We start from the raw sequence: 24,913 nt of genomic DNA, 5'->3' as shown, positions 1-24,913 counted from the left end.
TGATCCGGAATCTACGATCATCTTATGAAAAATCCATTCCGTTATTTCAAGAATTCGCCCGAGATCATTCGCCTTGCCGTCATGATGTATGTCCGATATCCATTGTCATTACGTCAGGTCGAAGACCTTCTGCATGAACGAGGCATCGATGTTAGCTATGAAACGGTTCGCGTTTGGTGGAATCGGTTCGGGCCAATATTTACAGCAGAAATCAGAAAAACCCGCGCTACCTCCCTCCATAACACACCACAATAGAGATGGCATCTGAATGAGGTTTTCGTACGGATCGACGGTGAATTGCATTATCTATGGCGCGCCGTTGATAACGAAGGAGAAGTTCTAGAAGCTTTCGTCACGAAGTGGCGGGATCGCAGGGCTGCGATGAGGTTTTTGAAGAAAACCATGAAGCGATATGGTTCACCAAAGATCATTGTAACAGATAAGCTCCGTTCCTACGGCGCAGCAATGAAAGTGATTGGTAACGAAGTCCGCCAAGAGACTGGACGTTGGCTCAATAATCGAGCGGAAAATTCGCATCAACCTTTCCGGCGACGAGAGCGGGCAATGACCAAATTCCGAAGTACAAAATCATTACAAAAATTCGTCTCAATTCATTCGTCCGTCCACAACCATTTAAATCAGGAACGTCATCTCCAAAGTCGTCAAAACTTCAAGCTCAAACGTGAAGCGGGCCTTGCCGAATGGCGCCAGCTTGCCGCCTAAATGGCAACACCTTACCCCCTTTTATTACTCAGCGATTTTCCTCTGACAATGCCCATGCACTGTACAGGTGAAACCAAAAGGTGGGAGCCAGCTTGCCACCGCGTCTGGCTCAAGAAAGGCGCGATAGACCTTCTCTGGCTTGGCGGTGAAAACGCGGTGCAAAGTTACGGTGCCGAGCATGTTACTTCTCCTTTCCTTGCGCATTGTTTCCGACGACGACCAGCGGCGTGAAGCCACCATAGATCAGCCGCATACCGTCAAACGGCATCGGATTCTTTTCCGGGTTCATGCGCGGATCGCCCTTTTCCGGATTTTCCATCCAGCCGGTCATCGTTTTCATGGCCGCATCACGGGTTTCCTTGTCGGGCCATTCGATCCAGGAAAAGACGACCGTTTCATCGTCTCTGGCCTGCACGGCCTTGCGGAAATCCGTGACTTTGCCAACCGGCAGATCATCACCCCAGCATTCCGTGACTCGCGTTGCGCCGAGGTCAACAAAAACGCTGTCGCCCATTTCGGCGCGGGTGATAAATTTCTGCTTGTTCGCGGTCGGCACAGCGATCACGAAACCGTCGATGTAACTCATGTCATATCTCCTTCAGTTTTCTTCGACCGCAGCGTCGAGCGCTGCGATATCAATCTTCTGCATCTTCATCATCGCATTAAAGGCGCGCTTGGCCTGTGCGCGGTCGGCGCTGGTCGTCAGGTCAATGAGCCGTCTTGGCGTAATCTGCCAGGAATAACCCCAACGGTCCTTGCACCAGCCGCATTCGCTCGCCATACCACCGTTGGTAATGACTGCGTTCCAGTAGCGGTCGGTCTGTTCCTGATTTTCGGTGATAATCATGAAGCTGACCGATTCATTCGGCGTGAAAATAGGGCCGCCATTCAGCCCGACAAATGTACGCCCCAGGACGGTAAATTCGACGGTCAGTTCACTCCCTTCCCGACCGCCCGGAAAATCGCCGGGCGCCGAGTTTATCCGGCCGACATAGCTGTCAGGAAATGTCACCGCATAAAATTCAGCGGCTTTGCGTGCTTCGCCATGGTCGAACCACAGACATGTAGCAAGTTCCGTCATCTGGTTTCTCCTTCAGTTCTGAGCCTTGGCGCCGTCGAAACTCAGCATCCAGGGTGTGCCGTATCTGTCGGTGAACATGGCAAATCGCTCGGCCCAGAATGTCTCGCCCGGTTCCATCTCGACGGATTGAGCGTCCTTCGCAAGTGCGGCATAGATACGGTCGAATTCGGCGCGCGATGACGGTGCGATGGAAACGCGGAAGCCCTGCGGCTTGTCATACATTTCTTCGCTATTGTCGGAAGCCATCACAGTGGTGCTGCCGAGCTTCATAGCCATATGCATCACAATATCGTCGCTGCCGGGCATGCGGCTTTCGGGATCAGGAACGTCGCCATTGCGGAAAACTCCGATGATCTCGCCGCCGAGAACTTCGGCATAGCGGGACATCGCCTCAAGGCAGTTCCCTTTGAAGAACAGGTATATTGTCGGTTCCATTTCTGATGTCTCCTTTGGTGTTGATGTGTGGTCGTGAGGGCTTGCCATGGCTCAAACCGATACAGCGGCATTGAAGAAAGCGCGTTGTGCCTCGAACGCCCGCCTGAAAGCCGGGCGCGCTTCGGCACGAGCGACGAAAGCCGAGAGGTTGGGATGTTCTTCGAGCATTCCCGATCCATCCAATCGGCGTAGAACATCGGCCGTCATCAGATCGCCGGCGCTGAACATACCGTCGAGCCAGTCTGCATCGCCGAGACACCGTGATAGATCGGTCAGCTTTGCGCGGATACGATCCTCGACAGTATGCAGGCGCCGCTCGAACCAAGTTTCATCCCGTTCGAGATAGTGGACCACTTCGCGGTCGACAATCACCGGCTCGATCGTACTGAGTGCCGCAAACATCCAGGTGATCGCGCGTGCTCTTGCATTCGCTTCGTCCGGAAGGAGGCCGGCGTAGCTATTCGCGATGTGGAACACGATCGCGCCCGTCTCGAAAAGGCAGAGATCACCTTCCTCGAAAGTCGGGATCTGCCCGAAGGGATGAAGAGTCCGGTGGGCGGGTTCCTTCATGGCGGCAAATGAGACGGGACGGACTTCGTAGGGCTGGCCGACTTCCTCCAGCGCCCAGCGCACGCGCATGTCACGCGCCAATCCCCTGCCTTCATCGGGCGAACGTTCGAAGACGGTAATGATAGGTTTGGGTCGGGAGGTCATCCTGAAGGTTCCGCCGTGCTGTCCGCCGTGAACAACAATTTGATGTAGCGTTTCAGATGATCGACACTGTCGATGGCAACGGCGGGTCCGCCCTTCGCCTTGGCGAGGATGAAGGCGCCCTGGAGCACCGCCTGGGTGTGGAGCGCGAGACTTTTCGCGGTCCAGTCCGCCTTGACACCGTAGAGCGTCATCGCCGCCGCGATGTCGTCTTCCAGGGTCGCGGCATGTCCCGAGATGCTGGCGTCGCAAGCGTCGCGGATCGCTGGGTCGGTCGCAAAGGTCTCCTGCACCATGGTTCCAACGAGACAGGTGAATTCCTCGACCGTGCCCTGTAGTAGCGACTTGCGGAACTCCACATAAGCGAGCACGCGGTCGAGCGGGTCGGCATGATCGTGATAGGGCGCGCCGGCGAATAACTCCGCGGTCGTCGAGGACCAGTAATCCGCCGCCGCCAGCGCCAGATCTTCCTTGCTCTTGAAGTGATGGAAGAAGCTGCCCTTGGTTACCCCCGCCGCCGCGCAGATGTCCTCGATCCGCGTCGTTGAATACCCCTTTGCGCGGATGACCTGCAGCGCCGCGTCTAGCAGCTTCGTCTTGGATGGATGAAAATCGTCAGTCATTGACTCCATACCTACTAGTTGGTTTATTACGTACCTACTAATGGGTATGGAGTCAAGCGAAACAATTATCGCCGAGTGCAATAAACGCAGCCTTTTTGAGATTCGTTAGTGTCAGTGACCAAGCTTGCGCGTTGTCACATTTTTGGTGATGTCACACTAACTTTCTAGACGAAAAACCTCGATGTTTACTAATATGCTGGTAGTAGTATTTCGGTGTTGTCACATTAACTTTGTGGTGAGTAATTTAATGCTGCGCTAATCTCAGTTAATGCAAAAGATCTCCTATTCCCGGCACCGATTTCCATCTCATATCATTCAACATGCTGTTTGGCTGTATGCCCGATTTACGCTGAGCTATCGGGAAATTGAAGATCTTTTGGCCTAACGTGGTCTGGATATTTCCTACGAAACAGATAGAAGATGGTTTCTGAAGTTCGGCGAACCAATCGCCAGAAACCTGAGATCTTGCCGCCCTACTCCCAATGATATCTGGCATTTGGACGAAATGGTCATCATTATTAGAGGAAAGCGATATTGGCTTTGGCGCGCTGTTGATAGTGAAGGAGAGGTCTTGGATTTCCTCGTACAATCAAAGCGGAATACGAAATCAGCCTTGAAGCTGATGCGCAAACTACTCAAGAAACGAGGTTTTGCGCCTACACAAATCGTCACAGATAAGCCGAAGTCCTATCACAAGGCCTTCCGAGAACTTGGCTTAACTGACAAGCATATTGATAACAAATGGTCGAACAATCGAGCGGAAAACTCTCATCTCGCGGTGCGGCGAAAAAAGCGAAAAATGTAAAAGTATAAATCACCAGGATCGACTCAGAAATTCCTCAATATTCACTCAGCGACTTACAACAATTTCTATCTACAACGTCACTTAATCAATCGGTCTCATTTCAAGGAATGTCGCGCTGAAGCATTTGCCGTCTGGGATTCTGCAAGTACCACTGCATAAATATTGCTACTTCGGCTTCTTCGCGCCTACAGGAAATTAATGTGACATTGCCCCTCGCCTTCCTGGCGGCCTCTATCATTGAGGATATTCTAAACGGTCATCTGCCGGAGAGGTTGAATGTTAAATATCTCAACAGAATAAGTCCTCTTCCAACTGATTGGAATGAGCAGCGGAAACGGCTCGGGTTCCATCAATAGTCCATCGTAATATCCCATGAACTGGACCCTGAAACAGGGCGTCAGAGACGAATGGGAATTTGCGGTCTTATGGAGTCACTCCAAGCTTCTCTGAGATCAGAGCATAACCTCAAAAGCCCCGGTTCTGCGGGGTTCATTGGCGAACCTGGACTTGATCCAGGTTCGCCAATGAATGAGTGGTGGGCCCGGTAGGACTTGAACCTACGACCAGTCCGTTATGAGCGGACGGCTCTAACCAGCTGAGCTACAGGCCCGAATTATGTTCCGCCATAGAAACTGACGTGAAGAGCGTTTATCCGTGACTATTTAGCCTGTTCGGAAAAGGGACGCAATTGGCGAAATGAAATTTCGCCAATTTTATCGGAGCGTCCGCATTCAATCAGGTATCAAGGAAGCTTCTCAGTTTGCGGGAACGGCTCGGATGCTTCAACTTGCGAAGTGCCTTTGCCTCAATCTGGCGGATACGTTCACGGGTAACAGAAAACTGCTGCCCGACCTCCTCCAGTGTATGATCGGTGTTCATGCCGATACCAAAACGCATACGCAAGACACGCTCTTCCCGCGGGGTCAGCGATGCCAGGACCCGGGTTGTCGTTTCCCGCAGGTTAGACTGGATCGCCGCATCCAGCGGCTGCACCGCATTTTCGTCCTGAATGAAATCACCGAGATGGCTGTCCTCTTCATCCCCGATGGGCGTTTCCAGACTGATCGGTTCCTTGGCGATCTTCATGACCTTACGGACTTTTTCAAGCGGCATCCCGAGCTTGACCGCCAGTTCTTCCGGTGTCGGCTCGCGCCCGATTTCATGCAGCATCTGCCGTGACGTCCGGACCAGCTTGTTGATCGTCTCGATCATATGCACTGGAATACGGATGGTGCGGGCCTGATCGGCGATTGAGCGTGTAATCGCTTGCCTAATCCACCAGGTCGCATAGGTCGAGAATTTGTAGCCGCGACGATACTCGAACTTATCCACCGCCTTCATCAGGCCGATATTCCCTTCCTGGATGAGGTCGAGGAATTGCAGGCCACGGTTGGTATATTTCTTGGCAATCGAGATAACCAGTCGAAGATTGGCTTCGACCATTTCCTTCTTGGCCCGGCTTGCCTCCCGCTCGCCCTGCTGCACCGTACTCACAATGCGGCGGAATTCATTCATCGGCATGCCGAATTCAGAGCTGATCTTGATGATCTCGCTCCTGATTTCGCTAATATTAGTCGTCTCATTGACGACAAAATCTTTCCATCCCTTTGCCTTGAGGGTTCCCATTTTGTCGACCCAGCCCGGGTCAAGTTCATTTCCGAAATAATTCTCGAGGAAACTCGCGCGCGAAACCTTGTGACGTTCGGCAAGGCGCAACAGCTTGCCTTCCAGGCTCATCAGTCTGCGGTTGATACCGTACAGCTGGTCAACCAGCGCCTCGATCCGGTTATTGGTAAGATGGACGTCATCCATGAGCTTCACCAGCTCAAGTTTCAGCTTATCGTACTTCTTTTCCTGTGAACTGGGGACAGCCTCATTTTCAAGCGCCGCCGTCAGACGGGCCTCCTGAAGCTTGTGCAGTTTTTTGTATGTCTTGGCGATTTCGTCGAAGCGCTCGAAAACTTCCGGCTTCAGAGTCTCTTCAAGAGCCGCGAGTGACATCGTGTTCTCTTCGGCGTCATCCTCGTCGTCATCCTCTTTGTCCCGGCTGCTGCCTTCCTCGCCATCTTCCTCCTCGCTGTCGCCCTCACTCTCCTCGGCGTCAGAATCAGAGTCTTCTTCGTCATCGCTCAGGCCCTTGGCTGGAAGGTCGTCGTCCTCGCTATCTTCGCTGAACCCTTCCTGCAGTGCCTTTTCAGCGGCCGCTCCCGCGCCGTATGTCGCATCAAGGTCGATCACGTCACGAAGCAGAAGTTTTTCCTGAAGCATCAATTCGCGCCAGTTCAGAATGGCGCGGATGGTAAGCGGGCTTTCACAAATGGCGCCGATAAGCTTGCCGCGACCTGCCTCGATCCGTTTTGCGATGGCAATTTCGCCTTCGCGCGAGAGCAATTCCACCGTGCCCATTTCACGCAAGTACATCCGGACAGGATCGTCCGTGCGGTCGCCAGCCGTTGACGCGGGTTTTTCCGGCGTCTCTTTTACAGCTTTTTCCTCGACTTCGTCATCGCTGTCATCATCTTCCGCCGTTTCGGCAGGCGCGTCATCCGAGCCCTCCTCGTCGTTTTCGACAACATTGATACCCATTTCAGAAAGCAGTGACATCGTGTCCTCGATCTGCTCCGACGACATCTGGTCCTGAGGCAGAACCGCATTCAATTCGTCGAAGGTCACATATCCTTTGTCCTTCGCTTTCGCGAGCATCTTCTTAACGGCTGCTTGCGAGGCATCAATTAGTGGGCTATCGGGACTTTCGTCACCCTGATCCGACGTATCAACGGCTTCCGCACTCTTTGTCGCCATAAAATTTAACTCCTGAAATATTCCGGTGTATCCGCCCCGCACTGCGAGTCCGAATGGATCTTGCTTGTCTAAACAATTGTATTGCGGCCGGACGCAAATCCGAAACCGTCAAGATTTGCCTCGTTACCCGACGCATCCTCCAATGCTTTTTTCGCCATCTTCAATCGATCAAGATTTTCCGCTGTCGCATTTTCTCCCAATTGACGTTCTGCTGCTTCAAGTTCTTTCTGCAGCGCCTCTAACTTGTGGCGGGCCACAATATGCAACCAGGCGTTCAGCGCGTCCTCATAAGCCGCAGCAGGGTCGACGAACCAGTCCAGTGACTTTGTTGTCGGCCCTTGCAATCTCGTTATCTGTCCAGACAAATTACGCTTAGCTAGATGGTGCGCCATGCCTGAATAGTCAAGTGATGATTCGACCGTTGCAATATCTATTATCGCCCGCCGCACTCTGTCAAGTTGAGGGCTGGAAAGCTGCAGGGACGCCAATGTGTCAAAGTGATTTTCTATTATTTTCGGGTGGTTTACCACGGTTAGCAGGATTAATTCCTCGCGTCGGCCGCCATCCGGCACGGACGGCTTTCGAAGCGAGGTGGACGGCAATTTTTGCGAATCACGCGACCGATTCGCGAATCGGCCGAATCGGGTATGGTCTGAACGTCCGTTAGCCGGCCGTCCCGAAACCTCCTGCTTGCGTCGAAAAGCCTGCCAGAGTTTGTCCTTGAAAAAATTACGATAATGTCCCTGCACGGCCGGATCGCGCATTTCATCGCACAATCCGTATAAAGCCTTTTCAAGGGCGGCTTTCCGTTCCGGCGTATCAACGGAACGGCCGTCCGTCTCCTTGCGCCAAAGGATTTCCGAAAGCGGCAGGGCCTTGTCCAGAATGTCTTTTATCGCTCCTGCCCCTTCCTTGCGGATTAGATCGTCAGGATCTAGTCCCGCTGGCAGGAGTGCAAATCTTAATGAATGACCGGGCTTTAATAGCGGCAGTGCGCGTTCGGACGTCCGCAAGGCGGCTCGCCACCCCGCTGTATCCCCATCCAGGCACAAAATAGGTTCCGCTGCCATCTTCCACAAGATTTGCAGCTGATCCTCCGTAATGGCTGTTCCCAATGGCGCGACCGATTGGGTGAACCCTGCCTCACTTAAGGCAATCACGTCCATATAACCTTCGGCAACGATAATCGTCCCGGTGTCATATGCCTTCTGGCGCGCCAACGCCATATTGTAAAGAACATGCCCCTTATGAAAAAGCGGTGTTTCCGGGGAATTGAGATACTTTGCCGGCGCATCACCGAGCGCCCGGCCGCCAAAGGCGATAATGCGACCCCGCTGATCGGTGATGGGAAACATCAGGCGATCGCGAAATCGGTCATAGCTCTCGCGGCCATCGTCGGGCTTGATGATAAGCCCGCCCTCGATCAGCGTTGACTCAGTCACGCCGCGGGCGATCAGTGCTTCTTTCAAGGCAGTCCGGCTGTTCGACGCATAACCCAACCGAAAGGAGGCCACCGCCGCCTCGGACACCTGGCGGCGGGAGAGATACGCCCGCGCAGATGCCCCCGCCTGTCCAGCCAGTTGAGAGGAAAACCATTTGCCGGCAAGCTCCATGGCGTCATGCAGGGTTGCCGCGCGTTGCTGACGGGCTTTCTCCTCCGGTCGTTCAACCGGCATCTCGAGGCCGGCAAGCGCCGCAAGCCGTTCTACCGCCTCCGGAAAAGCCACCCCTTCCGTCTGCTTTACAAACTCGATCAAGTCGCCGTTGGCACCGCAACCGAAGCAGTGATAGAAGCCCTTTTCCTCATTGACCGTGAAGGACGGGGTTTTTTCGTTATGAAACGGGCAGAGGCCGGAATGTTCACGCCCCTTCTTTGTCAGCTTTGTCCGGCGCCCAATCAAATCCGCAAGACTGACGCGCGCCTTGAGTTCTTCCATGAAATGTGGCGGAAAGGCCATTTCTTCGTCCAACCCAATTTAATAATTTAACCGGTTAAACTATTAAATAATAATTACCGTTAAAAACTTCCGGCAGGCTCAAGCGCCGAGCGTATCCTTTACGATAGCGCTCGCTTTGGAAAAGTCCATCTGACCAGCATGCCGGGTTTTCAACTCAGCCATTGTGCGCCCCATATCCTTAAGGCCATTCGCGCCAATGTCCGCAATGACAGCCTCAACCGCCGCACGGGTTTCTGCCTCGTCGAATTGCTTCGGAAGGTAATCAGAAATGATGTCGATTTCTTCTTGCTCAGAATTGGCGAGGTCAACCCGCCCGCCCTTTTCATAAGCTGCAATAGAGTCCTTCCGCTGACGAACCATGGTCGTCAGCATCTGCAGAATTTCATCATCCGTGATTCCCTCTTCCGCGCCTTTATCCCGCGCGGCGAGGTCCCGGTCCTGCAAAGTCGCAAGGATAAGACGCAACGTTGAAATCCGTCTCTTATCCTTTGATTTCATTGCTTCTTTTAGCGACTCTTTTATTTCGTTTCGTAACATTAATATCCGAATCTATATTGAAGAAAGCCGCCATACTAGCCGAAACTTATGTTTATGGCAAACCAATTTTTATTGCTAAGTTATTGATTTTAAACAATATTTTTTACGCCGAAAAACTTGACGCGCCCACACAAACTGCTTATGTTCCAGCGCAATATTCAGCTACCAGGCCAGAGAAATTTCGGCTCAGCGGAAATACCGCAAGAGGGTCCCTATTATCATGTCTTATGAAAACAACAGAGACGCGGTCGACCTGAACAGCGAACGGACGGCGACAGCAGTCCTTGTGCTGGGTGATGGCACCGTATTTCACGGCTTCGGCATCGGGGCCGAAGGTGACACAGTCGGAGAAGTCTGTTTCAACACGTCGATGACAGGCTATCAGGAAAGCCTTACTGACCCCTCCTTCGCCGGACAGTTAATCACCTTTACCTTTCCCCATATCGGGAACGTCGGTTTCAATGACGAGGATATCGAAACTTCCGGCATTGCCGCGAATGGATTGATTATCCGCGCCAACATTACGGATCCAGCCAACTGGAGAGCCGTCGGGCCGCTAGACGATTGGCTGAAAACCCGGAACCTCGTCGGCATCTCCGGTGTCGATACGCGCCGCCTTACTCATTTTATCCGCAAATCCGGCGCCCCCAATGGCGTTATTGCCCATCGCAAGGATGGTCAGTTCGACATTGCCGCCCTAAAGGAAAAAGCCGCGAGCTGGCCCGGTCTTGAAGGGATGGATCTTGCAAAGGAAGTATCCTGCAAGGAGCCCTATGAATGGACGGAAGCGAGCTGGCAGATACAAAGCGGTTACGGTAAGCAGGAAACACCCAAGCGCCATATTGTTGCCGTCGACTACGGGGTCAAGCGCAATATACTCCGCTGTCTCGCGGACCTTGGCTGTCGCATTACGGTCGTGCCCGCAACCGCGACCTATGATGAAATCATGGCACTGAAACCCGACGGAATTTTCCTGGCGAACGGCCCCGGCGACCCGGCTGCGACCGGGGAATATGCGGTACCTGTAATTCGGCAATGTGTCGATAGCGGCGTCCCCACATTTGGCATCTGTCTCGGTCATCAAATGTTGGCCCTCGCACTGGGCGCAAAAACCATGAAGATGCATCAGGGGCACCGCGGCGCCAACCAGCCGGTCAAGGACCTGACCACCGGCAAGGTTGAAATCACCTCTCAAAACCATGGCTTCGTTGTCACGCGTGAAAGCCTGCCCGACGGGGTGACGGAAACCCATAAATCCCTGTTCGACGGTGTTGTCGAGGGGCTCCAGATTGATGGCAAGCCGGTCTTTTCGGTGCAATACCATCCGGAAGCGAGCCCTGGGCCGCAGGACAGCCAATATCTTTTCAAACGGTTTATAGATCTGGTCGATAGAAAAAATGCCTAAACGTACCGATATTCAATCCATCCTGATCATCGGCGCCGGGCCCATTATTATTGGCCAGGCCTGCGAATTTGACTATTCCGGCACTCAGGCCTGCAAGGCCCTGAAAGAAGAAGGCTACCGCGTCATTCTGGTGAACTCCAACCCGGCGACAATCATGACCGATCCGGGTCTGGCCGATGCCACCTATGTGGAACCGATCACCCCGGAAATCGTTGAGAAAATCATCGAGAAAGAGCGGCCGGACGCCATTCTGCCGACCATGGGCGGACAGACCGCGCTGAATACAGCCTTGGCGCTCGCCGAAAATGGGGCACTTGAGCGGTATGGCGTCCAGCTGATCGGCGCCAACAGAGAAGCCATCGCCAAAGCGGAGGACCGCGACCAGTTCCGGACCGCCATGCTGAAAATCGGCCTCGACATGCCAAAAAGCGCCGTCGCTCATACTCTTGAAGAAGCCTGGAAGGTACTGGAGGAGGTAAAGCTCCCCTGCATCATCCGCCCCTCCTATACCATGGGCGGTACTGGCGGCGGGATTGCCTATAACCGTGAAGAGTTCGAGGAAATCGTGACCGGCGGTCTCGATGCCTCTCCCACCACGGAAGTGCTGGTCGAGGAAAGTATCGTTGGCTGGAAGGAATACGAGATGGAGGTTGTCCGCGACAAGGCGGATAACTGCATCATCATCTGTTCCATCGAGAATGTCGATCCGATGGGCGTACATACGGGCGATTCCATCACGGTCGCCCCGGCGCTGACCCTGACCGATAAAGAATACCAGATCATGCGGAATGCCTCGATTGCCGTGCTGCGTGAAATCGGCGTGGAGACTGGCGGCTCCAATGTGCAGTTTGCGGTCAATCCCGAAAATGGCCGTCTGATTATTATCGAGATGAACCCCCGTGTCTCCCGGTCCAGCGCGCTGGCCTCCAAGGCGACCGGCTTTCCAATTGCAAAGATCGCGGCGAAGTTGGCCGTCGGCTATACGCTCGATGAACTCGACAACGACATCACAGGTGTCACGCCTGCATCGTTTGAGCCAACTATCGACTATGTGGTCACCAAGATACCGCGCTTCACCTTCGAGAAATTTGCCGGCGCCGAAGCAAAGCTCGGCACGGCCATGAAATCCGTGGGTGAGGCCATGGCGATTGGGCGGACATTCCAGGAAAGCCTGCAAAAAGCCCTGCGGTCGCTGGAAACCGGCTTGACCGGCCTTAATGAACAGAATTTCGCGGGCCCCGGCGAGCGCCATGCCGATAAGCAACGCATCCAGGCCATTCTTGCCCAGCCGACACCAGAGCGCCTTCTGAATATCGCGCAGGCCTTCCGTGAAGGGCTGACCTTGGAGGAAGTTAAGGCGGCCAGCAAGTACGAACCCTGGTTCCTTGCCCAAATCCAGTCCATTGTCGAAATGGAAAATGCTGTGCGGGCAAACGGCATTCCTACAACCAAGGGCGGTCTCCTTAAACTGAAATCCATGGGATTCAGCGACCATCGCCTTGCCGAACTTGCAGGAACGCGCGAAGAGCTAGTACTTGCCGCCCGCCAGAAATTTGGCATTGAGCCGGTCTATAAACGCATCGATACCTGCGCTGGCGAATTCCCGTCCCAGACCCCTTATATGTATTCGACATATGAAGGGAACGAATGGGATGAGGCAGTTTGCGAAGCCGAGCCGACTGACTCCAAAAAAGTCGTTATTCTGGGAGGCGGCCCCAATCGCATCGGTCAGGGTATCGAGTTCGATTACTGCTGTGTTCATGCTGCCTATGCCCTATCAGAGGCTGGCTATGAAACAATCATGGTCAACTGCAACCCGGAAACGGTTTCCACCGATTACGATACGTCGGACCGGCTGTATTTTGAGCCTTTAACGGTTGAAGACACCCTCGCGATCATCCGCAAGGAACAGTCAAATGGTACGCTCCACGGCGTCATTGTTCAGTTCGGCGGCCAGACCCCGCTTAAATTAGCAGCAGGACTGGAAGCTGCCGGGGTACCCATTCTCGGCACATCTCCCGACGCCATTGATCTCGCGGAAGATCGCGAGAGATTCCAGCAGCTTCTCCACAAGCTCGACCTCAAGCAACCAGAGAACGGCATTGCCCGCTCCGTACCTGAGGCATTCGATATTGCACAAAGGATCGGATTCCCGGTTGTTGTTCGCCCCTCGTACGTTCTCGGCGGCCGCGGCATGGAAATCGTGCGTGACGGGGAATCTCTTGATCGTTACATGCGCGAAGCGGTAATTGTGTCCGGTGACGACCCGGTTCTGGTTGACGGATATCTTCAGAATGCAATCGAAGTTGATGTCGACTGCCTCAGCGACGGCAAAACGGTTTATGTCGCCGGCATCATGGAGCATATCGAGGAAGCCGGCATTCATTCGGGAGACAGCGCTTGTGCGCTCCCGCCGCATACTCTATCGGATCAGCTCATTGAGGAGATCAAGCGGCAAACCGAGGCATTGGCAATTGCCCTCAATGTCGTTGGCTTGATGAATGTCCAGTTCGCGATCAAGGACGACGTCATATATATTCTGGAAGTCAATCCGCGCGCGAGTCGTACTGTCCCCTTTGTCGCCAAGAGCATCAACTACCCCATTGCCAAGATCGCGGCGCGCGTTATGGCGGGGGAAAGCCTTGGCACCTTCAATCTTGAGTACCGCAAACTTAACCATGTAACGGTCAAGGAAGCCGTGTTCCCTTTCTCCCGCTTTCCGGGCGTTGATGTTGTGCTTGGGCCGGAGATGCGTTCCACGGGCGAAGTCATGGGAATCGATACGGATTTTGGCGCGGCCTTCTTGAAATCCCAGATCGCCGCCGGGGTTAAATTGCCAACTGAAGGCACGGTTTTCGTCTCGGTCAAGGATCTCGACAAGGGACCGATAAAGAATGCGGTCGCCAAACTGATAGACCTCGGCTTTAAAATTGTCTCCACCGGTGGGACCGCAAAATACCTGGCCGATGAGGGCCTTGAGGTGACGCGCGTGAACAAGGTTATGGAGGGCCGGCCGAATATCGTTGATACCATGAAGAATGGCGATATCGCCCTTGTCTTCAATACGACCGAAGGGGCACAGGCACTTCGTGACAGTTACGATATTCGTCATACGGCCCTGATTATGAAGACTCCTTATTCAACAACAGTCGCCGGTGCCAATGCAACGGTTCAGGCAATTGAGAAAATTATAACAGGCACCCTTGAAGTTAAATCCCTTCAATCTTATTCTTAATTCCTTGACAAGCTTTGTATGAGACTTTAGTCAAAGCACCTTTTGCGATTGGCAAACTACGTAATTGAGATTTCAAATGGAAAGACTACCAATGACGGCTGCGGGATATGCGCGGCTTGAACAAGAATTGAAGGAATTGAAATCGACCGCGCGCCCGGCCGTGATCCAAGCGATCTCGACAGCGCGCGAGCATGGAGATTTGTCCGAAAACGCAGAGTATCATGCGGCTAAGGAGCAGCAATCTCATATTGAAGGCCGCATCGCTGAACTGCAGGATAAGCTTGGCCGCGCAGAAGTTATTGATGTGTCATCCATTTCCGGACGCCAAATCAAATTCGGCGCGACGATTTTACTGGCGGACGAAGATACCGATGAAGAGACGAGCTACCAGATCGTTGGTGAAGACGAAAGTAATATCGAAGAAGGCCGTCTCTCCATATCGGCGCCGCTTGCGCGCGCTCTTATCGGCAAGGAACAGGGCGACAGCATCGAGGTGATGACACCCGGCGGTTCCAAGGCCTATGAAGTAATCGACGTCAGCTATGTAGGCTAGTTAGCCTCCCCCAATACAGCGGCCCGTGGCGCCTGGCGCCATGGGTGATCTCTTCCAGAAAAGAACGTAAATATTAGCGCGGATCTTTCTCTGTGGAATGGTCTGTCGGCTGTGGTGTTACTGTTAGAACCGTAACGCCGTCCGGTGCATGAAATCGATGCCAGCACCCCTGTGGGACAACAGTCATCATTCCTTCTTTCAAGTTGAGTATATCTTCCGACTTGGCAGACAGAATTGTCAGACTGGTTTCACCTTTGAGGATGTGAACAAGTTCATCTCCTCCGCGATGCCGCTCCCATTGGCTGACGCCATCAAAACTACCCGTAAAAACGGCGCCATTATTGAAACTGTGGAGATTGGCGAAGGCTGCACTCGCTTCTTCTTCCGATGTATCGAGATCGCGATTGCGAAGCGGGGTCAATGTATTGAGGACAGTATTTATATCGATGGCTTTAGGCATATTTTTACCATTTGTTTGAAGTATTTCCTGCATCAGCAACAAATCAATACGCTGCCTTCAAGGTGTTACTAATCCTTAATGTTTACTTTAAGAAAAATTAGGGATTTTTGATTAATGTCTAACAATAACAGTAATTAGTGCGAAAAAGCGATGTTAAGTTGAACTGATGACGAATTATTACAATTTCAGAAATCTCAGCGTTATCTTTGTCGATGATAACAGAAACATGCATATGCTCATGAAAAGCATTTTGCTCGCGATGAATATTGTAAATGCGAGGGGTTGCTATGATGCAAAAAGCTGTTTAGCGAAAATGCTTGAAGATCCGGCCGATATTGTAATATTGGACCTGTCGCTAAACCCCGAGAATGGTTTGGATTTGATACGTCGTATCCGCCAGGGTGAACGCGGAGTGGATGCATATACGCCGATCCTGGTAGTATCGGGTCAAACCAAGCTGAGTAATGTCGTCGAAGCACGAGATGCAGGCGCAACCGAATTCCTGGCAAAACCGGTTTCTGTCGGGTCGCTTTATGACCGATTGGTCTGGATGGTTGAAAATCCTCGCGTATTTATTAAGGCATCTGAATTCATAGGTCCGGATCGTCGTCGTGCGATGCGTGGTTATGAAGGCATGGAAAGACGAAAATAACATGACAAAATTGACATTTCCAATCCTGAAGAATTGCACGACTAGAGGTTACCTATGACAAAAATTGTCCAAATGGAGGGGTATGAAATTCATCACCCGAAGTTCACTTTAAAGACTAAAGTTGATAAATCGGGAGGACTGACCCTTGAAGAAATGGAAAAGCGTATGGGCAAGAAAATGGCAGCCCTTACGGAGCAATATCTTGCGAGCATCCCAGCCGTGATTGAAATTATCGACACCGCCTTGAGCAAGCTTGAAAAAGGCAAGGGCGGAATAGCGGAGCAAGAAGCGCTCTTTCGTCAGGGTCATGACCTGAAGGGTATGGGCGGGTCGTTCGATTATCCGATAATGGGAACTATTGGCGAAGGCATTTGCACACTGACGAGCGATGACATCGAATTATCGAAATTAAACCTGGCCCTCATCCGGGTTCACCTGGATTTGCTGGCCTACGTAGCCGCAAAGCGGATCAAGAATGACACGGACCCGAATGCCGCACCTATCATCGCCGCTCTGGCAGAGGCAAAACCAAAATAACGCCCCAGTCTCCCGCGTCTAACTTGCCGCTGGATATCCGACTTTCGCAAGGGCATCCGCAATTTCTGTCAGGACTTCCGGATCATCAATCGTGGCCGGTGCCGTGTATGTCTCACCGTCCGCAATTTTCCGCATAACCCCGCGCAGGATTTTTCCTGAGCGTGTTTTGGGAAGCCGCTTAACGACAAGGGCAAGCTTGAAGGCCGCTACAGGACCTATCTTCTCCCGCACAAGGGCTACCAGTTCTTTCTGGATATCCCCCTCAGGACGATTTACGCCGGCATTCAGGACGACGAACCCCATAGGGACCTGCCCTTTCAAGTTATCGTGGACTCCCATCACCGCACATTCCGCCACGTCACGGTGACTGGCGAGAACTTCCTCCATGCCACCAGTGGAGAGGCGATGGCCTGCAACATTGATAATGTCGTCGGTTCGCGCCATGATAAACAGATATCCATCCTCGTCTATATAGCCCGCGTCTCCCGTCTTGTAGTAGCCCGGAATTTCCGCCATATAGGCTTTGACATACCCCTCGTCATTCTGCCAGAGCGTCGGCAATGAACCGGGTGGCAGCGGCAGTTTAACGGCGATCACGCCAATTTCGCCGCGCTTCATTTCGGTTTTACCGTCAGCTTCATTGATAATCCGGATATCATAGCCCGGGACCGGAAATGTCGGACTGCCGAGCTTGACCGGCTTCATGCCGTACCCCATGCAGTTCGCGCCGATGGCCCACCCGGTTTCCGTCTGCCACCAATGATCGATGACCGGAACTTTAAGCTGATCTTGCGCCCAGCTAATCGTGTCGGGGTCCGCCCGCTCTCCCGCGAGAAACAAGGTAACGAAATTGCTCAGATCATATTTGGCGATGAATTTTCCATCAGGATCCTGTTGCCGGATGGCGCGAAACGCTGTCGGCGCCGTAAAAAGGGCTTTTACTTTATGGTCCTGGATCACCCGCCAGAAGGTACCTGCATCCGGTGTTCCAATCGGCTTTCCCTCAAACAGGATAGTCGTGCATCCATGCAGGAGCGGCGCATAGACAATGTAGGAATGGCCGACCACCCAACCAACGTCAGATGCCGCCCAGAAAACCTCTCCTGGCTCGATATCATACACATACTTCATGGACCAGCGAAGCGCGACAGCATGCCCGCCATTATCGCGAACCACCCCTTTGGGGACCCCGGTTGTGCCGGAGGTATAGAGAATATAAAGCGGATCGGTCGCCGCAACAGCTACACAGGGTGCAGGTTCTGCCCCGGCTTCCAGCGCGCGCCAGTCGTGATCCCGCCCTTCCTTCATTTCCGCTTCGCATTCCGGTCGCTGCAGGATAATGCAATTGGCCGGTTTATGAACCGACATATCAATAGCCTCATCGATCAGGGGCTTATAGGCAATGGTGCGGTTCGGCTCCAATCCGCAGGAAGCCGCAATTATCGCAACCGGTTTGGCGTCATCAATGCGTGTTGCCAGTTCCTTGGGCGCAAACCCGCCAAAAACAACGGAATGAATGGCCCCAATCCGTGCACAGGCCAGCATGGCGACCAGGGCCTCAGGGACCATCGGCAAATAAAGCAGTACCCGGTCGCCTTTGGTAATACCCAGGCCTGCCAGCGCACCAGCAAATCGCGCGACCGTTTCAGTTAGTTCCCGATAAGTAAATTTCTTGACCTGCCCGGTCATCGGGCTGTCGTAAATCAGAGCGTCCTGATCCCCGCGCCCATCTTCGACATGCCGGTCGAGACAATTGTAGCAGGTATTCATCTCCGCCCCTTCGAACCAGCGATAAAAGGGCGGATTATCCGAATTCAGCACGCGATCCCAGGGTTTGCTCCAGCTGATCTCCTGCGCAGCGGTTGCCCAAAATGTCTCTGGATCTTGCAAGGACTGCCTGTAATCTTCTTCATAGCTGGCCATTGAATGCCTCCCGGAATTTGTATTATTTGAGTCTAGAAAAACAACTGTGAGGTCAGGATGTCAATAGCTACAAGCGAGACAAAGCGCCGCATCTGGTAAAGGCGACATCAAAAAGCCCGCGAGAAATATAATTTCCGCGGGCTATCTTTATCACTGGTTGTTAATCAGTCGTCTGAGGACGATTTAAACAGATCGTCAAGTTTCCTTGCCGTATCTGCCCTATTGTCGTCATCTTCCTTTTTCTTGGCAGTAGATTTACCGAATACGGCCTCAGCTTCCGCACGCGGATCATAGGCTTCTTCTTTCTGGACCTGCTGTTTCTTCAACTCATATGGCGTAAGCGGAACAGCCGCCGCCTCTGCAGCAACAGCCGCCGCAACCTCTTCCATCAATTTACCACGGTCTTCATCTGTGCGGCGATGAGCGGACTTTTTAACAGCCTCATCCAGTTCAAGCTGCGTGCAGATACCGAGGCTGACGGGATCCCGGGGGCGGATGTTCTGGGAATTCCAGTGACTCCGGTCACGCACGGCGTTAATTGTCGTCTTCGTTGTTCCAACCAGCTTCGAAATCTGTGCATCGGTAAGCTCCGGATGGAACTTGATCAGCCAGGAAATCGCATCCGGACGATCACCACGACGGGAAACGGGCGTATAGCGCCCTCCCCGTCTGCGGGGCTGCGGGACGTCGCCTGTAGGCTTGCTTATTTCAAGACGCGCTGCCGGATCCCCTTGGCATCGATCGATCTCTTCCTGCGTGAGCTGCCCGTTGGCAACCGGGTCAAGCCCGACGATACCCACAGCAACCTCGCCATCAGCTATTCCCTGAACTTCCAGTGAATGCAGGCCGCAAAAATCCGCGATTTGTCCAAATGACAAAGATGTATTGTCAATGAGCCAAACAGCCGTCGCCTTTGGCAATAATGGCGTTACCATATAGTCTCCTTTTCGGTCCGATTACTGAATATTCGAACCTATATGTATTTCTTGTATGTATATGGCGAAAAACGGCCCCAAAGTCTACACCTAAACCTTCAAAACGATTTTCCCGATATGGGACGAGTCGTCGATGCGATGGTGGGCCGCAGCCGCATCCGCCAACGGAAAAGTGCTGTCCATTACCGGTTTAACAGCACCTGAAGACAACAGTGGCCATACTTTCGCCTTCAGCCGCTCGCCGATATCCGCTTTTGCCTGAACGGACTGCGGGCGCAGGGTTGACCCGGTAATGGTGAGCCGCTTCAACATCATCGGTGCGAAATTCACCTTGACCTCCGCGCCTCCGAGGAAGGCGATATAAACAAGGCGTCCTTCCACCGCGAGCGCCGAAATGTTGCGCTGGATATAATCTCCGCCCACCATGTCGAGGACCAGATCAACGCCCTTACCGTCAGTGAGGTCTTTAACGACCGAGACGAAATCCTCGGTTTTATAGTTGATTCCGCGTTCAGCGCCAAGCTTCTCCACGGCACGGCATTTTTCATCTGTTGATGCTGTGGTGAATACGCGTGCGCCGAAAGCTTTGGCGAGCTGAATCGCCGTTGTACCGATACCGCTTGCCCCGCCATGCACCAGAAAAGTCTCTCCGCCGGTCAGCCGGCCGCGGTCGAAGACATTCGTCCAGACAGTGAAGAAGGTTTCCGGAATCGCGGCGGCCTGCACCAAATCAAACCCTTGCGGGATATCCAGGCATTGCGCTTCCGGGGCGACACAGTATTCCGCATAGCCGCCGCCCGCGACGAGGGCACAAAGTTGATCGCCCACTTTATATCTCGTAACCCCAGCGCCCAGCGCGGCGACGGTTCCGGAGACTTCAAGACCCGGAATATCTGACGCACCAGGAGGCGGCGCGTAACCTCCCTTACGCTGAAGGACGTCCGGCCGATTCACACCCGCGGCGGCAACCTTGATCAGTATTTCATCATGACCCGGCTTGGGAACCGGGCGGCTTGCTGGCACCAGCCCTTCCGGCCCACCAAACTCCTTGATTTCGATGGCTGTCATAGTCTCGGGTATGTTTGTCATTTTACTCTCCAGTATTTTTAGGGCGGTTCCGCGCAAAGTCGCAGACAGTCACGATACGATTCATTATTCTTGTCGAAATGGTTGCCTAGCATATTGAGGAATATGACGATGACAAGTGATGATGATGACAAACCCGCACTTGGGAAAAATCCGGTAAATTTCGACAGTATGTCGATCGCAGATCTTCATGAATATATTGCTGCGCTAAATGAAGAAATTGAGAAAACAAAAGAAATTATCGCCAAAAAAGAGGCCGCCCAGAACGCCGCAGCGGGATTTTTCAAAACCTAGGGGTTATAACGCGCCACCCGATTCTCTTAAAAGGCGAATCATTGAGTATTTTGGGATAAAATGCCTAAAATCATATATTCGTTAATTGTAATTTAAGAAATGATGGTTAAGTTGGTAGCTGTAGCCCGTCTTGGGCTGCGTAAGGCTGGGATCCCTTTTCCAGTCTTTATGACGCCTCCCTGTTGACTTGGGCCGCCTTTCAAAGGGCGGCTCTTTTTTTGGCGAATGCCCCAACCGTGTTTTATAAAATTGTAACATAGACTCTTGACTCTTTTACGATTTCAGAGTTTTAATTCGCCACATCAGAAGCAAGTCTGACAGGTTGAGGCAAAAAATAGAGGGGGCGCCAGATATGGCAGCCCCCTCAACTAATTCTGATGTAATTTCAATGTTCTTACAGGTGTCCGATGCGTGGCGGCCCGCCCTTTGACGCCTGGCTTGGCCCAAATGCCTTATCAAGTATGTTAGTGCTGTCTTCTGCCAGCAATACCGCATCCGTCAGTAGGTTCAGGATCCGCATATTGTTATTCAATACCGCCTTTGCCTCGGCGCGTTGATCATCTGTGATCAAGCCACAACGCTCCAGGATATCCTTTCGGATCATTGAAAGTACTTCCTCGAGTTTTTTACCCTCAGGATTTTCTTCTGTTACCAAATAATGGGTCACACTAATGCCCTCCAAACCAGGATCTGGCGATCAATATGACCTATTCTTGGTTAAAATTTTGATAACCGAGTTTAATCGCAAAAATGGATTAGATATTCCTCGCCCTTTCACGCAGAACAAATTTCTGCACTTTCCCGGTGGATGTTTTTGGCAGTTCCTCAAACACGACCGTTTTCGGGCATTTGAAGTGGGCCATATTCTCACGGCAGAACTGGATGATTTCCTTCTCAGAAACGGTTTTCCCCTTGCGCAAGGTTACAAAGGCACAGGGCGTTTCTCCCCATTTCTCATCAGGGCGCGCGACCACCGCTGCTTCCAGAACAGCCGGATGCTTGTAAAGCACGCCTTCGACTTCAATGGTGGATATATTCTCGCCGCCTGAGATTATAATGTCCTTGGAGCGGTCCCGGAGCTCCAGATACCCGTCTTCATGAATGACTCCAAGATCCCCGGAATGAAACCAGCCGTCTTTAAAGGACGCCTGAGTGGTCTTGGGGTTCTTTAGGTAACCCTTCATGATCAGATTACCGCGCAGCATCACCTCGCCCATAGTGGCTCCATCGCGTGGCACCGGCGTCATTGTTTCGGGGTCCATCACTTCAAGACCGGCCAGCGCATGATAGCGGACGCCCTGGCGCGCCTTGAGCGCAGCCCGATCCTCCACGGGTTTCGTGTTCCAGTCCGAGTTCCAGTCGCAGAGAACAGACGGGCCATAGGTTTCCGTCAGGCCGTACACATGGGTGACATCGAATCCCATGCTGTCCATTTCGGCAAGAACTGTCGCCGGTGGTGGCGCAGCGGCGACCATGAACTTCACGCCGGAGGGTGCCTTGGCCTTGTCTTCATCCGACGCATTAATCAGCATCGATAGAATGATCGGCGCACCGCACATATGATCGACCTGGCATCGCTGCATCTCATTGTAGATGGCGCTTGCCTCAATCTTTCGAAGACAAACATGGGTGCCGCCAACCGCCGTCAATGTCCAGGGGAAGCACCAGCCGTTGCAATGGAACATCGGAAGGGTCCAGAGATATACCGGATGCTTCGGCAAGCTCCAGGAAACTGCATTCCCCATCGCCGAGAGATAAGCGCCGCGATGATGATAGACTACTCCCTTGGGATCGCCGGTGGTCCCGGAGGTATAATTCAGTGAAATCGCCTGCCATTCATCCACCGGTTCCTGCCAGTCGAATTCCGAATCTCCTGTCGCAAGGAAAGTCTCATATTCCATATCCCCAATCAACTCACCGCCCTCGGCGAGAGAATCGTCAATATCAATTACAATGGGCTTAACCTTGGTTAGCGACAAAGCCTCCTTGATCAGGGAGGAATACTCCCGATCCGTCAAAAGCAGTTTGCACTCTGCATGATCCAGGATAAACGCAAGCGACTGCGCATCAAGACGCGTATTCAGCGTATTGAGGACGGCGCCCGTCATGGGCACGCCATAATGTGCCTCTAGAACCGACGGGATATTCGGCGCCATCATCGACACCGTGTCCCCCTCCCCGATTCCCCGCTTTGTAAGTGCACTCGCAAGTTGGCGCGCACGGGCATAAAATTCCCTGTAGCTGTAGGAGAGGTCACCATGAATGATTGCCGTCTTTTCGGGATACACTTCCGCGGACCGGGCCAAAAACGTCAAGGGTGTGAGCGGTTCGTAATTTGCCGGATTGCTATCGAGATCAGCCTGATATGGATTATTAGTCAAAAGAGTCTCCCAATCTTTTTCTAAAGCTGTATGTACCAGATTGTCGTTTAGGCGCCGCCAGCCGCGTTCCGGTCATCACCGAGTTCTACCGGTACTCCGGGAAGGAATTTCGACACCCGAATACCGAGCGACGTCTTCACATGCTCTACATTAGGTGCCGCTGTCAGATCATGGGTCAGAAAATGCTGGTAGGTATCCCAGTCCTTCGCAACGACTTTCAGAATAAAATCATTTTCGCCGGCCAGCATGAAGCATTCCCGAACCAGAGGCCATGTCTTGACCAGCCCCTCAAAAGCGGAAAGATCGGTTTCCGCCTGGCTTTGTAACCCGACAAGCGCAAATACCGTGACCCCGAAACCGAGATGCTCCGCGTTCAGTTGCGCATGATAGCCTTCAATATATCCGGCTTCTTCAAGTGCCCGTACCCGCCTGAGGCAGGGAGGCGCGGAAATGCCGGCATTTTTCGCCAGTTCTACATTGGTGATACGTCCATCTTCCTGCAAATCATGCAGAATACGGCGATCGATTTCGTCCAGCTTTACGCGTTGCATTATGTCCTCCGACTATCTGTTGCGCGCAATATTATTACAAAGAATGCGCGACGCCAAGCGATAGAAGCAGGGACCGTGCCAAAAGAGTAAGAAAATTACCCAACGCCGCACCAAAACACTTGACCCATGCCGGACACAGGGCCTATGCCAACAAAATGAGCGCGGACAACAAAATAAGACACGCCTCCTGCTGGGTTGTCACCGACGGCAGCGCGGGCATGGAAATCCAGTGCATCGGCCTTGCCGAAGCCTTAGGCCTTGATTTTAAAGTCAAAAGAATCAAGACCACGAAGCCCTGGCGCTGGTTACCGCCATATCTTTGGATCAATCCTCTCAAAACTCTCGACAAGGGCGGAGATTTATTGACGCCCCCCTGGCCGGATATTCTGATTACCTGCGGGCGGCAGTCGATCCCGTTAAGTTTGGCGATAAAAAAGGCAAGTGGCGATAAAACATTCACCATTCATATCCAGACACCCAATTGCGATGCCGGGAATTTCGATCTGGTGATCGTGCCGGAACATGACAAGCTGCGGGGGGAGAACGTTCTTGTCTGTCTCGGCGCACTTGGACGGATCACTCGTGAAAAACTGCATGAAGCAGGAGAGAAATTCGAAGATCAGGTTGCGCATCTTGCCAAGCCGCGTGTCACGGTCCTCGTCGGCGGGAGCAATCGTTGTTACGATATGACGGAAGACGTCATGCGCGATCTCGCCAATAAGCTGGCTGCATTGCATCGGGATACCGGCTGCAGCTTTCTTGTCACCACATCACGGAGAACTGGCACTGACAATGAAGCGATCCTTAAATCGGCGCTTGAGGGAGTACCGCATCAATTATGGACCGGAGAAGGTGAAAATCCGTATTTTGGCTATCTCGCGCTCGCGGATGCACTGATTGTGACGGGTGATTCCGTCAATATGGTCTGCGAGGCCTGCTCTATGGGAAAACCCGTTCATATTTTCGATCTGCCGGGCGGCAATTCCAAGTTCAACCATTTTCATCAGAGCATGCGAGAGAAGGGATATACCCGCCCCTTTACCGGAAAGCTGGAACAATGGAACTACCCTCCGCTCCTTGAGACACAGAAAATTGCCCGGAATGTCGAGAAATTTCTGAAACTGCACTTTTCGCAACGGTAAACGGCAAAAATCCGCGACATAATGGCCAAAGTTATTACTGGCCCTTGCATGGCCTCTCCGCAGGATATAAATAACCCTGTACCT

Annotated in this window: 22 protein-coding genes, 1 tRNA gene and 3 pseudogenes; 9 read left to right on the top strand and 17 right to left on the bottom strand. The window is 52.8% G+C overall.

Features of this window, described 5'->3' with window-relative positions:
- The first annotated feature begins 24 nt into the window (after positions 1-24).
- A pseudogene (locus J0X12_RS05810) lies at positions 25-723 on the top strand (IS6 family transposase).
- 54 nt (positions 724-777) lie between these two features.
- On the opposite strand, the pseudogene J0X12_RS05805 reads toward J0X12_RS05810, so the two are convergent.
- From J0X12_RS05805 to J0X12_RS05780, 6 genes and pseudogenes are all read right to left on the bottom strand, one after another.
- Positions 778-903, bottom strand: a pseudogene (locus J0X12_RS05805) (polyketide cyclase); the annotation flags it as partial.
- A gap of 1 nt (position 904) precedes the next feature.
- The gene (locus tag J0X12_RS05800) at positions 905-1,309 is read right to left on the bottom strand and encodes a DUF1428 domain-containing protein (protein WP_207043191.1); all 405 of its coding nucleotides are present in this window, start codon (positions 1,307-1,309) and stop codon (positions 905-907) included.
- Positions 1,310-1,321: 12 nt separating this feature from the next.
- Positions 1,322-1,804, bottom strand: coding sequence for a VOC family protein (locus J0X12_RS05795; RefSeq protein WP_207043189.1), 483 nt, complete (start codon positions 1,802-1,804; stop codon positions 1,322-1,324).
- Positions 1,805-1,816: 12 nt separating this feature from the next.
- Entirely contained in the window at positions 1,817-2,239 is a 423-nt protein-coding gene (locus J0X12_RS05790) for a VOC family protein (protein WP_207043185.1), read from the bottom strand.
- A 51-nt stretch (positions 2,240-2,290) separates the two neighbouring features.
- Positions 2,291-2,953: a glutathione S-transferase family protein gene (locus tag J0X12_RS05785; RefSeq protein ID WP_207043184.1), complete on the bottom strand. Its 663-nt coding sequence runs from the start codon at positions 2,951-2,953 to the stop codon at positions 2,291-2,293.
- A complete protein-coding gene (locus J0X12_RS05780) occupies positions 2,950-3,582 on the bottom strand; it encodes a TetR/AcrR family transcriptional regulator (RefSeq protein WP_207043183.1) in 633 nt (210 codons plus the stop codon). The genes J0X12_RS05785 and J0X12_RS05780 overlap by 4 nt, the downstream gene beginning before the upstream one ends.
- 259 nt (positions 3,583-3,841) lie before the next feature.
- Here J0X12_RS05780 and J0X12_RS05775 point away from each other — a divergent pair.
- A pseudogene (locus tag J0X12_RS05775) lies at positions 3,842-4,537 on the top strand (IS6 family transposase).
- Positions 4,538-4,911: 374 nt separating this feature from the next.
- On the opposite strand, the gene J0X12_RS05770 reads toward J0X12_RS05775, so the two are convergent.
- The 4 genes from J0X12_RS05770 to J0X12_RS05755 all read right to left on the bottom strand — a co-directional run bounded on the left by J0X12_RS05770 (position 4,912) and on the right by J0X12_RS05755 (position 9,675).
- Positions 4,912-4,988, bottom strand: a tRNA-Ile gene (locus J0X12_RS05770).
- Positions 4,989-5,113: 125 nt separating this feature from the next.
- Positions 5,114-7,180 carry an RNA polymerase sigma factor RpoD gene (gene rpoD / locus J0X12_RS05765; RefSeq protein ID WP_207043181.1) on the bottom strand — a complete coding sequence of 689 codons (2,067 nt, stop codon included), beginning with the start codon at positions 7,178-7,180 and terminating at the stop codon, positions 5,114-5,116.
- 68 nt (positions 7,181-7,248) lie between these two features.
- The gene (gene dnaG / locus J0X12_RS05760; protein ID WP_207043179.1) at positions 7,249-9,138 is read right to left on the bottom strand and encodes a DNA primase; all 1,890 of its coding nucleotides are present in this window, start codon (positions 9,136-9,138) and stop codon (positions 7,249-7,251) included.
- Positions 9,139-9,216: 78 nt separating this feature from the next.
- The gene (locus J0X12_RS05755; RefSeq protein WP_207043177.1) at positions 9,217-9,675 is read right to left on the bottom strand and encodes a GatB/YqeY domain-containing protein; all 459 of its coding nucleotides are present in this window, start codon (positions 9,673-9,675) and stop codon (positions 9,217-9,219) included.
- A 220-nt stretch (positions 9,676-9,895) separates the two neighbouring features.
- Here J0X12_RS05755 and carA point away from each other — a divergent pair, with 220 nt between their 5' ends.
- The 3 genes from carA (at position 9,896) to greA (ending at position 14,868) form a co-directional block, all read left to right on the top strand.
- The gene (gene carA / locus J0X12_RS05750) at positions 9,896-11,080 is read left to right on the top strand and encodes a glutamine-hydrolyzing carbamoyl-phosphate synthase small subunit (protein WP_207043176.1); all 1,185 of its coding nucleotides are present in this window, start codon (positions 9,896-9,898) and stop codon (positions 11,078-11,080) included.
- Positions 11,073-14,315, top strand: a complete 3,243-nt coding sequence (carB, locus tag J0X12_RS05745; protein ID WP_207043168.1) for a carbamoyl-phosphate synthase large subunit — start codon at positions 11,073-11,075, stop codon at positions 14,313-14,315. The genes carA and carB overlap by 8 nt, the downstream gene beginning before the upstream one ends.
- 76 nt (positions 14,316-14,391) lie before the next feature.
- Positions 14,392-14,868, top strand: a complete 477-nt coding sequence (gene greA / locus J0X12_RS05740) for a transcription elongation factor GreA (protein ID WP_207043165.1) — start codon at positions 14,392-14,394, stop codon at positions 14,866-14,868.
- 73 nt (positions 14,869-14,941) lie between these two features.
- Here greA and J0X12_RS05735 read toward each other — a convergent pair whose 3' ends face one another.
- The gene (locus tag J0X12_RS05735) at positions 14,942-15,328 is read right to left on the bottom strand and encodes a cupin domain-containing protein (protein ID WP_207043163.1); all 387 of its coding nucleotides are present in this window, start codon (positions 15,326-15,328) and stop codon (positions 14,942-14,944) included.
- A 166-nt stretch (positions 15,329-15,494) separates the two neighbouring features.
- On the opposite strand from J0X12_RS05735, the gene J0X12_RS05730 reads away from it, so the two are divergent.
- Both J0X12_RS05730 and J0X12_RS05725 read left to right on the top strand, forming a co-directional pair.
- Complete coding sequence (locus J0X12_RS05730; protein WP_207043162.1) at positions 15,495-15,980, top strand: response regulator; 486 nt, start codon at positions 15,495-15,497, stop codon at positions 15,978-15,980.
- Positions 15,981-16,034: 54 nt separating this feature from the next.
- Positions 16,035-16,517: an Hpt domain-containing protein gene (locus J0X12_RS05725; protein WP_207043160.1), complete on the top strand. Its 483-nt coding sequence runs from the start codon at positions 16,035-16,037 to the stop codon at positions 16,515-16,517.
- An 18-nt stretch (positions 16,518-16,535) separates the two neighbouring features.
- Here J0X12_RS05725 and J0X12_RS05720 read toward each other — a convergent pair whose 3' ends face one another.
- From J0X12_RS05720 to J0X12_RS05710, 3 genes are all read right to left on the bottom strand, one after another.
- Complete coding sequence (locus J0X12_RS05720) at positions 16,536-18,440, bottom strand: propionyl-CoA synthetase (protein ID WP_207043157.1); 1,905 nt, start codon at positions 18,438-18,440, stop codon at positions 16,536-16,538.
- Positions 18,441-18,604: 164 nt separating this feature from the next.
- Positions 18,605-19,375 carry a DUF1013 domain-containing protein gene (locus J0X12_RS05715; protein WP_207043156.1) on the bottom strand — a complete coding sequence of 257 codons (771 nt, stop codon included), beginning with the start codon at positions 19,373-19,375 and terminating at the stop codon, positions 18,605-18,607.
- 90 nt (positions 19,376-19,465) lie between these two features.
- The gene (locus J0X12_RS05710) at positions 19,466-20,464 is read right to left on the bottom strand and encodes an NAD(P)H-quinone oxidoreductase (RefSeq protein ID WP_207043155.1); all 999 of its coding nucleotides are present in this window, start codon (positions 20,462-20,464) and stop codon (positions 19,466-19,468) included.
- 108 nt (positions 20,465-20,572) lie between these two features.
- On the opposite strand from J0X12_RS05710, the gene J0X12_RS05705 reads away from it, so the two are divergent.
- Positions 20,573-20,755, top strand: a complete 183-nt coding sequence (locus J0X12_RS05705; RefSeq protein WP_207043154.1) for a DUF1192 domain-containing protein — start codon at positions 20,573-20,575, stop codon at positions 20,753-20,755.
- 394 nt (positions 20,756-21,149) lie between these two features.
- Here the strand turns inward: J0X12_RS05705 and J0X12_RS05700 are convergent, their stop codons facing one another.
- The 3 genes from J0X12_RS05700 to J0X12_RS05690 form a co-directional block, all read right to left on the bottom strand.
- Positions 21,150-21,422, bottom strand: coding sequence for a hypothetical protein (locus J0X12_RS05700; RefSeq protein WP_207043153.1), 273 nt, complete (start codon positions 21,420-21,422; stop codon positions 21,150-21,152).
- Positions 21,423-21,510: 88 nt separating this feature from the next.
- Complete coding sequence (locus J0X12_RS05695; protein ID WP_207043152.1) at positions 21,511-23,136, bottom strand: acyl-CoA synthetase; 1,626 nt, start codon at positions 23,134-23,136, stop codon at positions 21,511-21,513.
- 47 nt (positions 23,137-23,183) lie between these two features.
- Positions 23,184-23,687 carry an Lrp/AsnC family transcriptional regulator gene (locus tag J0X12_RS05690; RefSeq protein WP_207043151.1) on the bottom strand — a complete coding sequence of 168 codons (504 nt, stop codon included), beginning with the start codon at positions 23,685-23,687 and terminating at the stop codon, positions 23,184-23,186.
- Positions 23,688-23,842: 155 nt separating this feature from the next.
- Between J0X12_RS05690 and J0X12_RS05685 the strand changes: the two genes are divergently transcribed.
- Complete coding sequence (locus J0X12_RS05685) at positions 23,843-24,829, top strand: mitochondrial fission ELM1 family protein (protein ID WP_207043150.1); 987 nt, start codon at positions 23,843-23,845, stop codon at positions 24,827-24,829.
- The last annotated feature ends 84 nt before the right edge of the window (positions 24,830-24,913 follow it).

Origin of the sequence: Sneathiella sedimenti (assembly GCF_017313765.1) — a bacterium.
Lineage (GTDB): Bacteria > Pseudomonadota > Alphaproteobacteria > Sneathiellales > Sneathiellaceae > Sneathiella > Sneathiella sedimenti.
The sequence above is the reverse complement of the archived record's forward strand: the minus strand, read 5'-3'. Positions and strand labels throughout refer to the sequence as shown.

What these genes read in the sequence shown, in the direction of transcription:
- carA (WP_207043176.1), top strand. Translation starts at nt 9,896, where the DNA reads ATGTCTTATGAAAACAACAGAGACGCGGTCGACCTGAACAGCGAACGG.
- J0X12_RS05690 (WP_207043151.1), bottom strand. Translation starts at nt 23,687, where the DNA reads ATGCAACGCGTAAAGCTGGACGAAATCGATCGCCGTATTCTGCATGAT.
- J0X12_RS05755 (WP_207043177.1), bottom strand. Translation starts at nt 9,675, where the DNA reads ATGTTACGAAACGAAATAAAAGAGTCGCTAAAAGAAGCAATGAAATCA.
- rpoD (WP_207043181.1), bottom strand. Translation starts at nt 7,180, where the DNA reads ATGGCGACAAAGAGTGCGGAAGCCGTTGATACGTCGGATCAGGGTGAC.
- J0X12_RS05790 (WP_207043185.1), bottom strand. Translation starts at nt 2,239, where the DNA reads ATGGAACCGACAATATACCTGTTCTTCAAAGGGAACTGCCTTGAGGCG.
- greA (WP_207043165.1), top strand. Translation starts at nt 14,392, where the DNA reads ATGGAAAGACTACCAATGACGGCTGCGGGATATGCGCGGCTTGAACAA.
- J0X12_RS05710 (WP_207043155.1), bottom strand. Translation starts at nt 20,464, where the DNA reads ATGACAAACATACCCGAGACTATGACAGCCATCGAAATCAAGGAGTTT.
- J0X12_RS05705 (WP_207043154.1), top strand. Translation starts at nt 20,573, where the DNA reads ATGACAAGTGATGATGATGACAAACCCGCACTTGGGAAAAATCCGGTA.
- carB (WP_207043168.1), top strand. Translation starts at nt 11,073, where the DNA reads ATGCCTAAACGTACCGATATTCAATCCATCCTGATCATCGGCGCCGGG.
- J0X12_RS05720 (WP_207043157.1), bottom strand. Translation starts at nt 18,440, where the DNA reads ATGGCCAGCTATGAAGAAGATTACAGGCAGTCCTTGCAAGATCCAGAG.
- J0X12_RS05715 (WP_207043156.1), bottom strand. Translation starts at nt 19,375, where the DNA reads ATGGTAACGCCATTATTGCCAAAGGCGACGGCTGTTTGGCTCATTGAC.
- J0X12_RS05800 (WP_207043191.1), bottom strand. Translation starts at nt 1,309, where the DNA reads ATGAGTTACATCGACGGTTTCGTGATCGCTGTGCCGACCGCGAACAAG.
- J0X12_RS05780 (WP_207043183.1), bottom strand. Translation starts at nt 3,582, where the DNA reads ATGGAGTCAATGACTGACGATTTTCATCCATCCAAGACGAAGCTGCTA.
- J0X12_RS05735 (WP_207043163.1), bottom strand. Translation starts at nt 15,328, where the DNA reads ATGCCTAAAGCCATCGATATAAATACTGTCCTCAATACATTGACCCCG.
- J0X12_RS05785 (WP_207043184.1), bottom strand. Translation starts at nt 2,953, where the DNA reads ATGACCTCCCGACCCAAACCTATCATTACCGTCTTCGAACGTTCGCCC.
- J0X12_RS05795 (WP_207043189.1), bottom strand. Translation starts at nt 1,804, where the DNA reads ATGACGGAACTTGCTACATGTCTGTGGTTCGACCATGGCGAAGCACGC.
- J0X12_RS05725 (WP_207043160.1), top strand. Translation starts at nt 16,035, where the DNA reads ATGACAAAAATTGTCCAAATGGAGGGGTATGAAATTCATCACCCGAAG.
- J0X12_RS05685 (WP_207043150.1), top strand. Translation starts at nt 23,843, where the DNA reads ATGAGCGCGGACAACAAAATAAGACACGCCTCCTGCTGGGTTGTCACC.
- J0X12_RS05730 (WP_207043162.1), top strand. Translation starts at nt 15,495, where the DNA reads ATGACGAATTATTACAATTTCAGAAATCTCAGCGTTATCTTTGTCGAT.
- dnaG (WP_207043179.1), bottom strand. Translation starts at nt 9,138, where the DNA reads ATGGCCTTTCCGCCACATTTCATGGAAGAACTCAAGGCGCGCGTCAGT.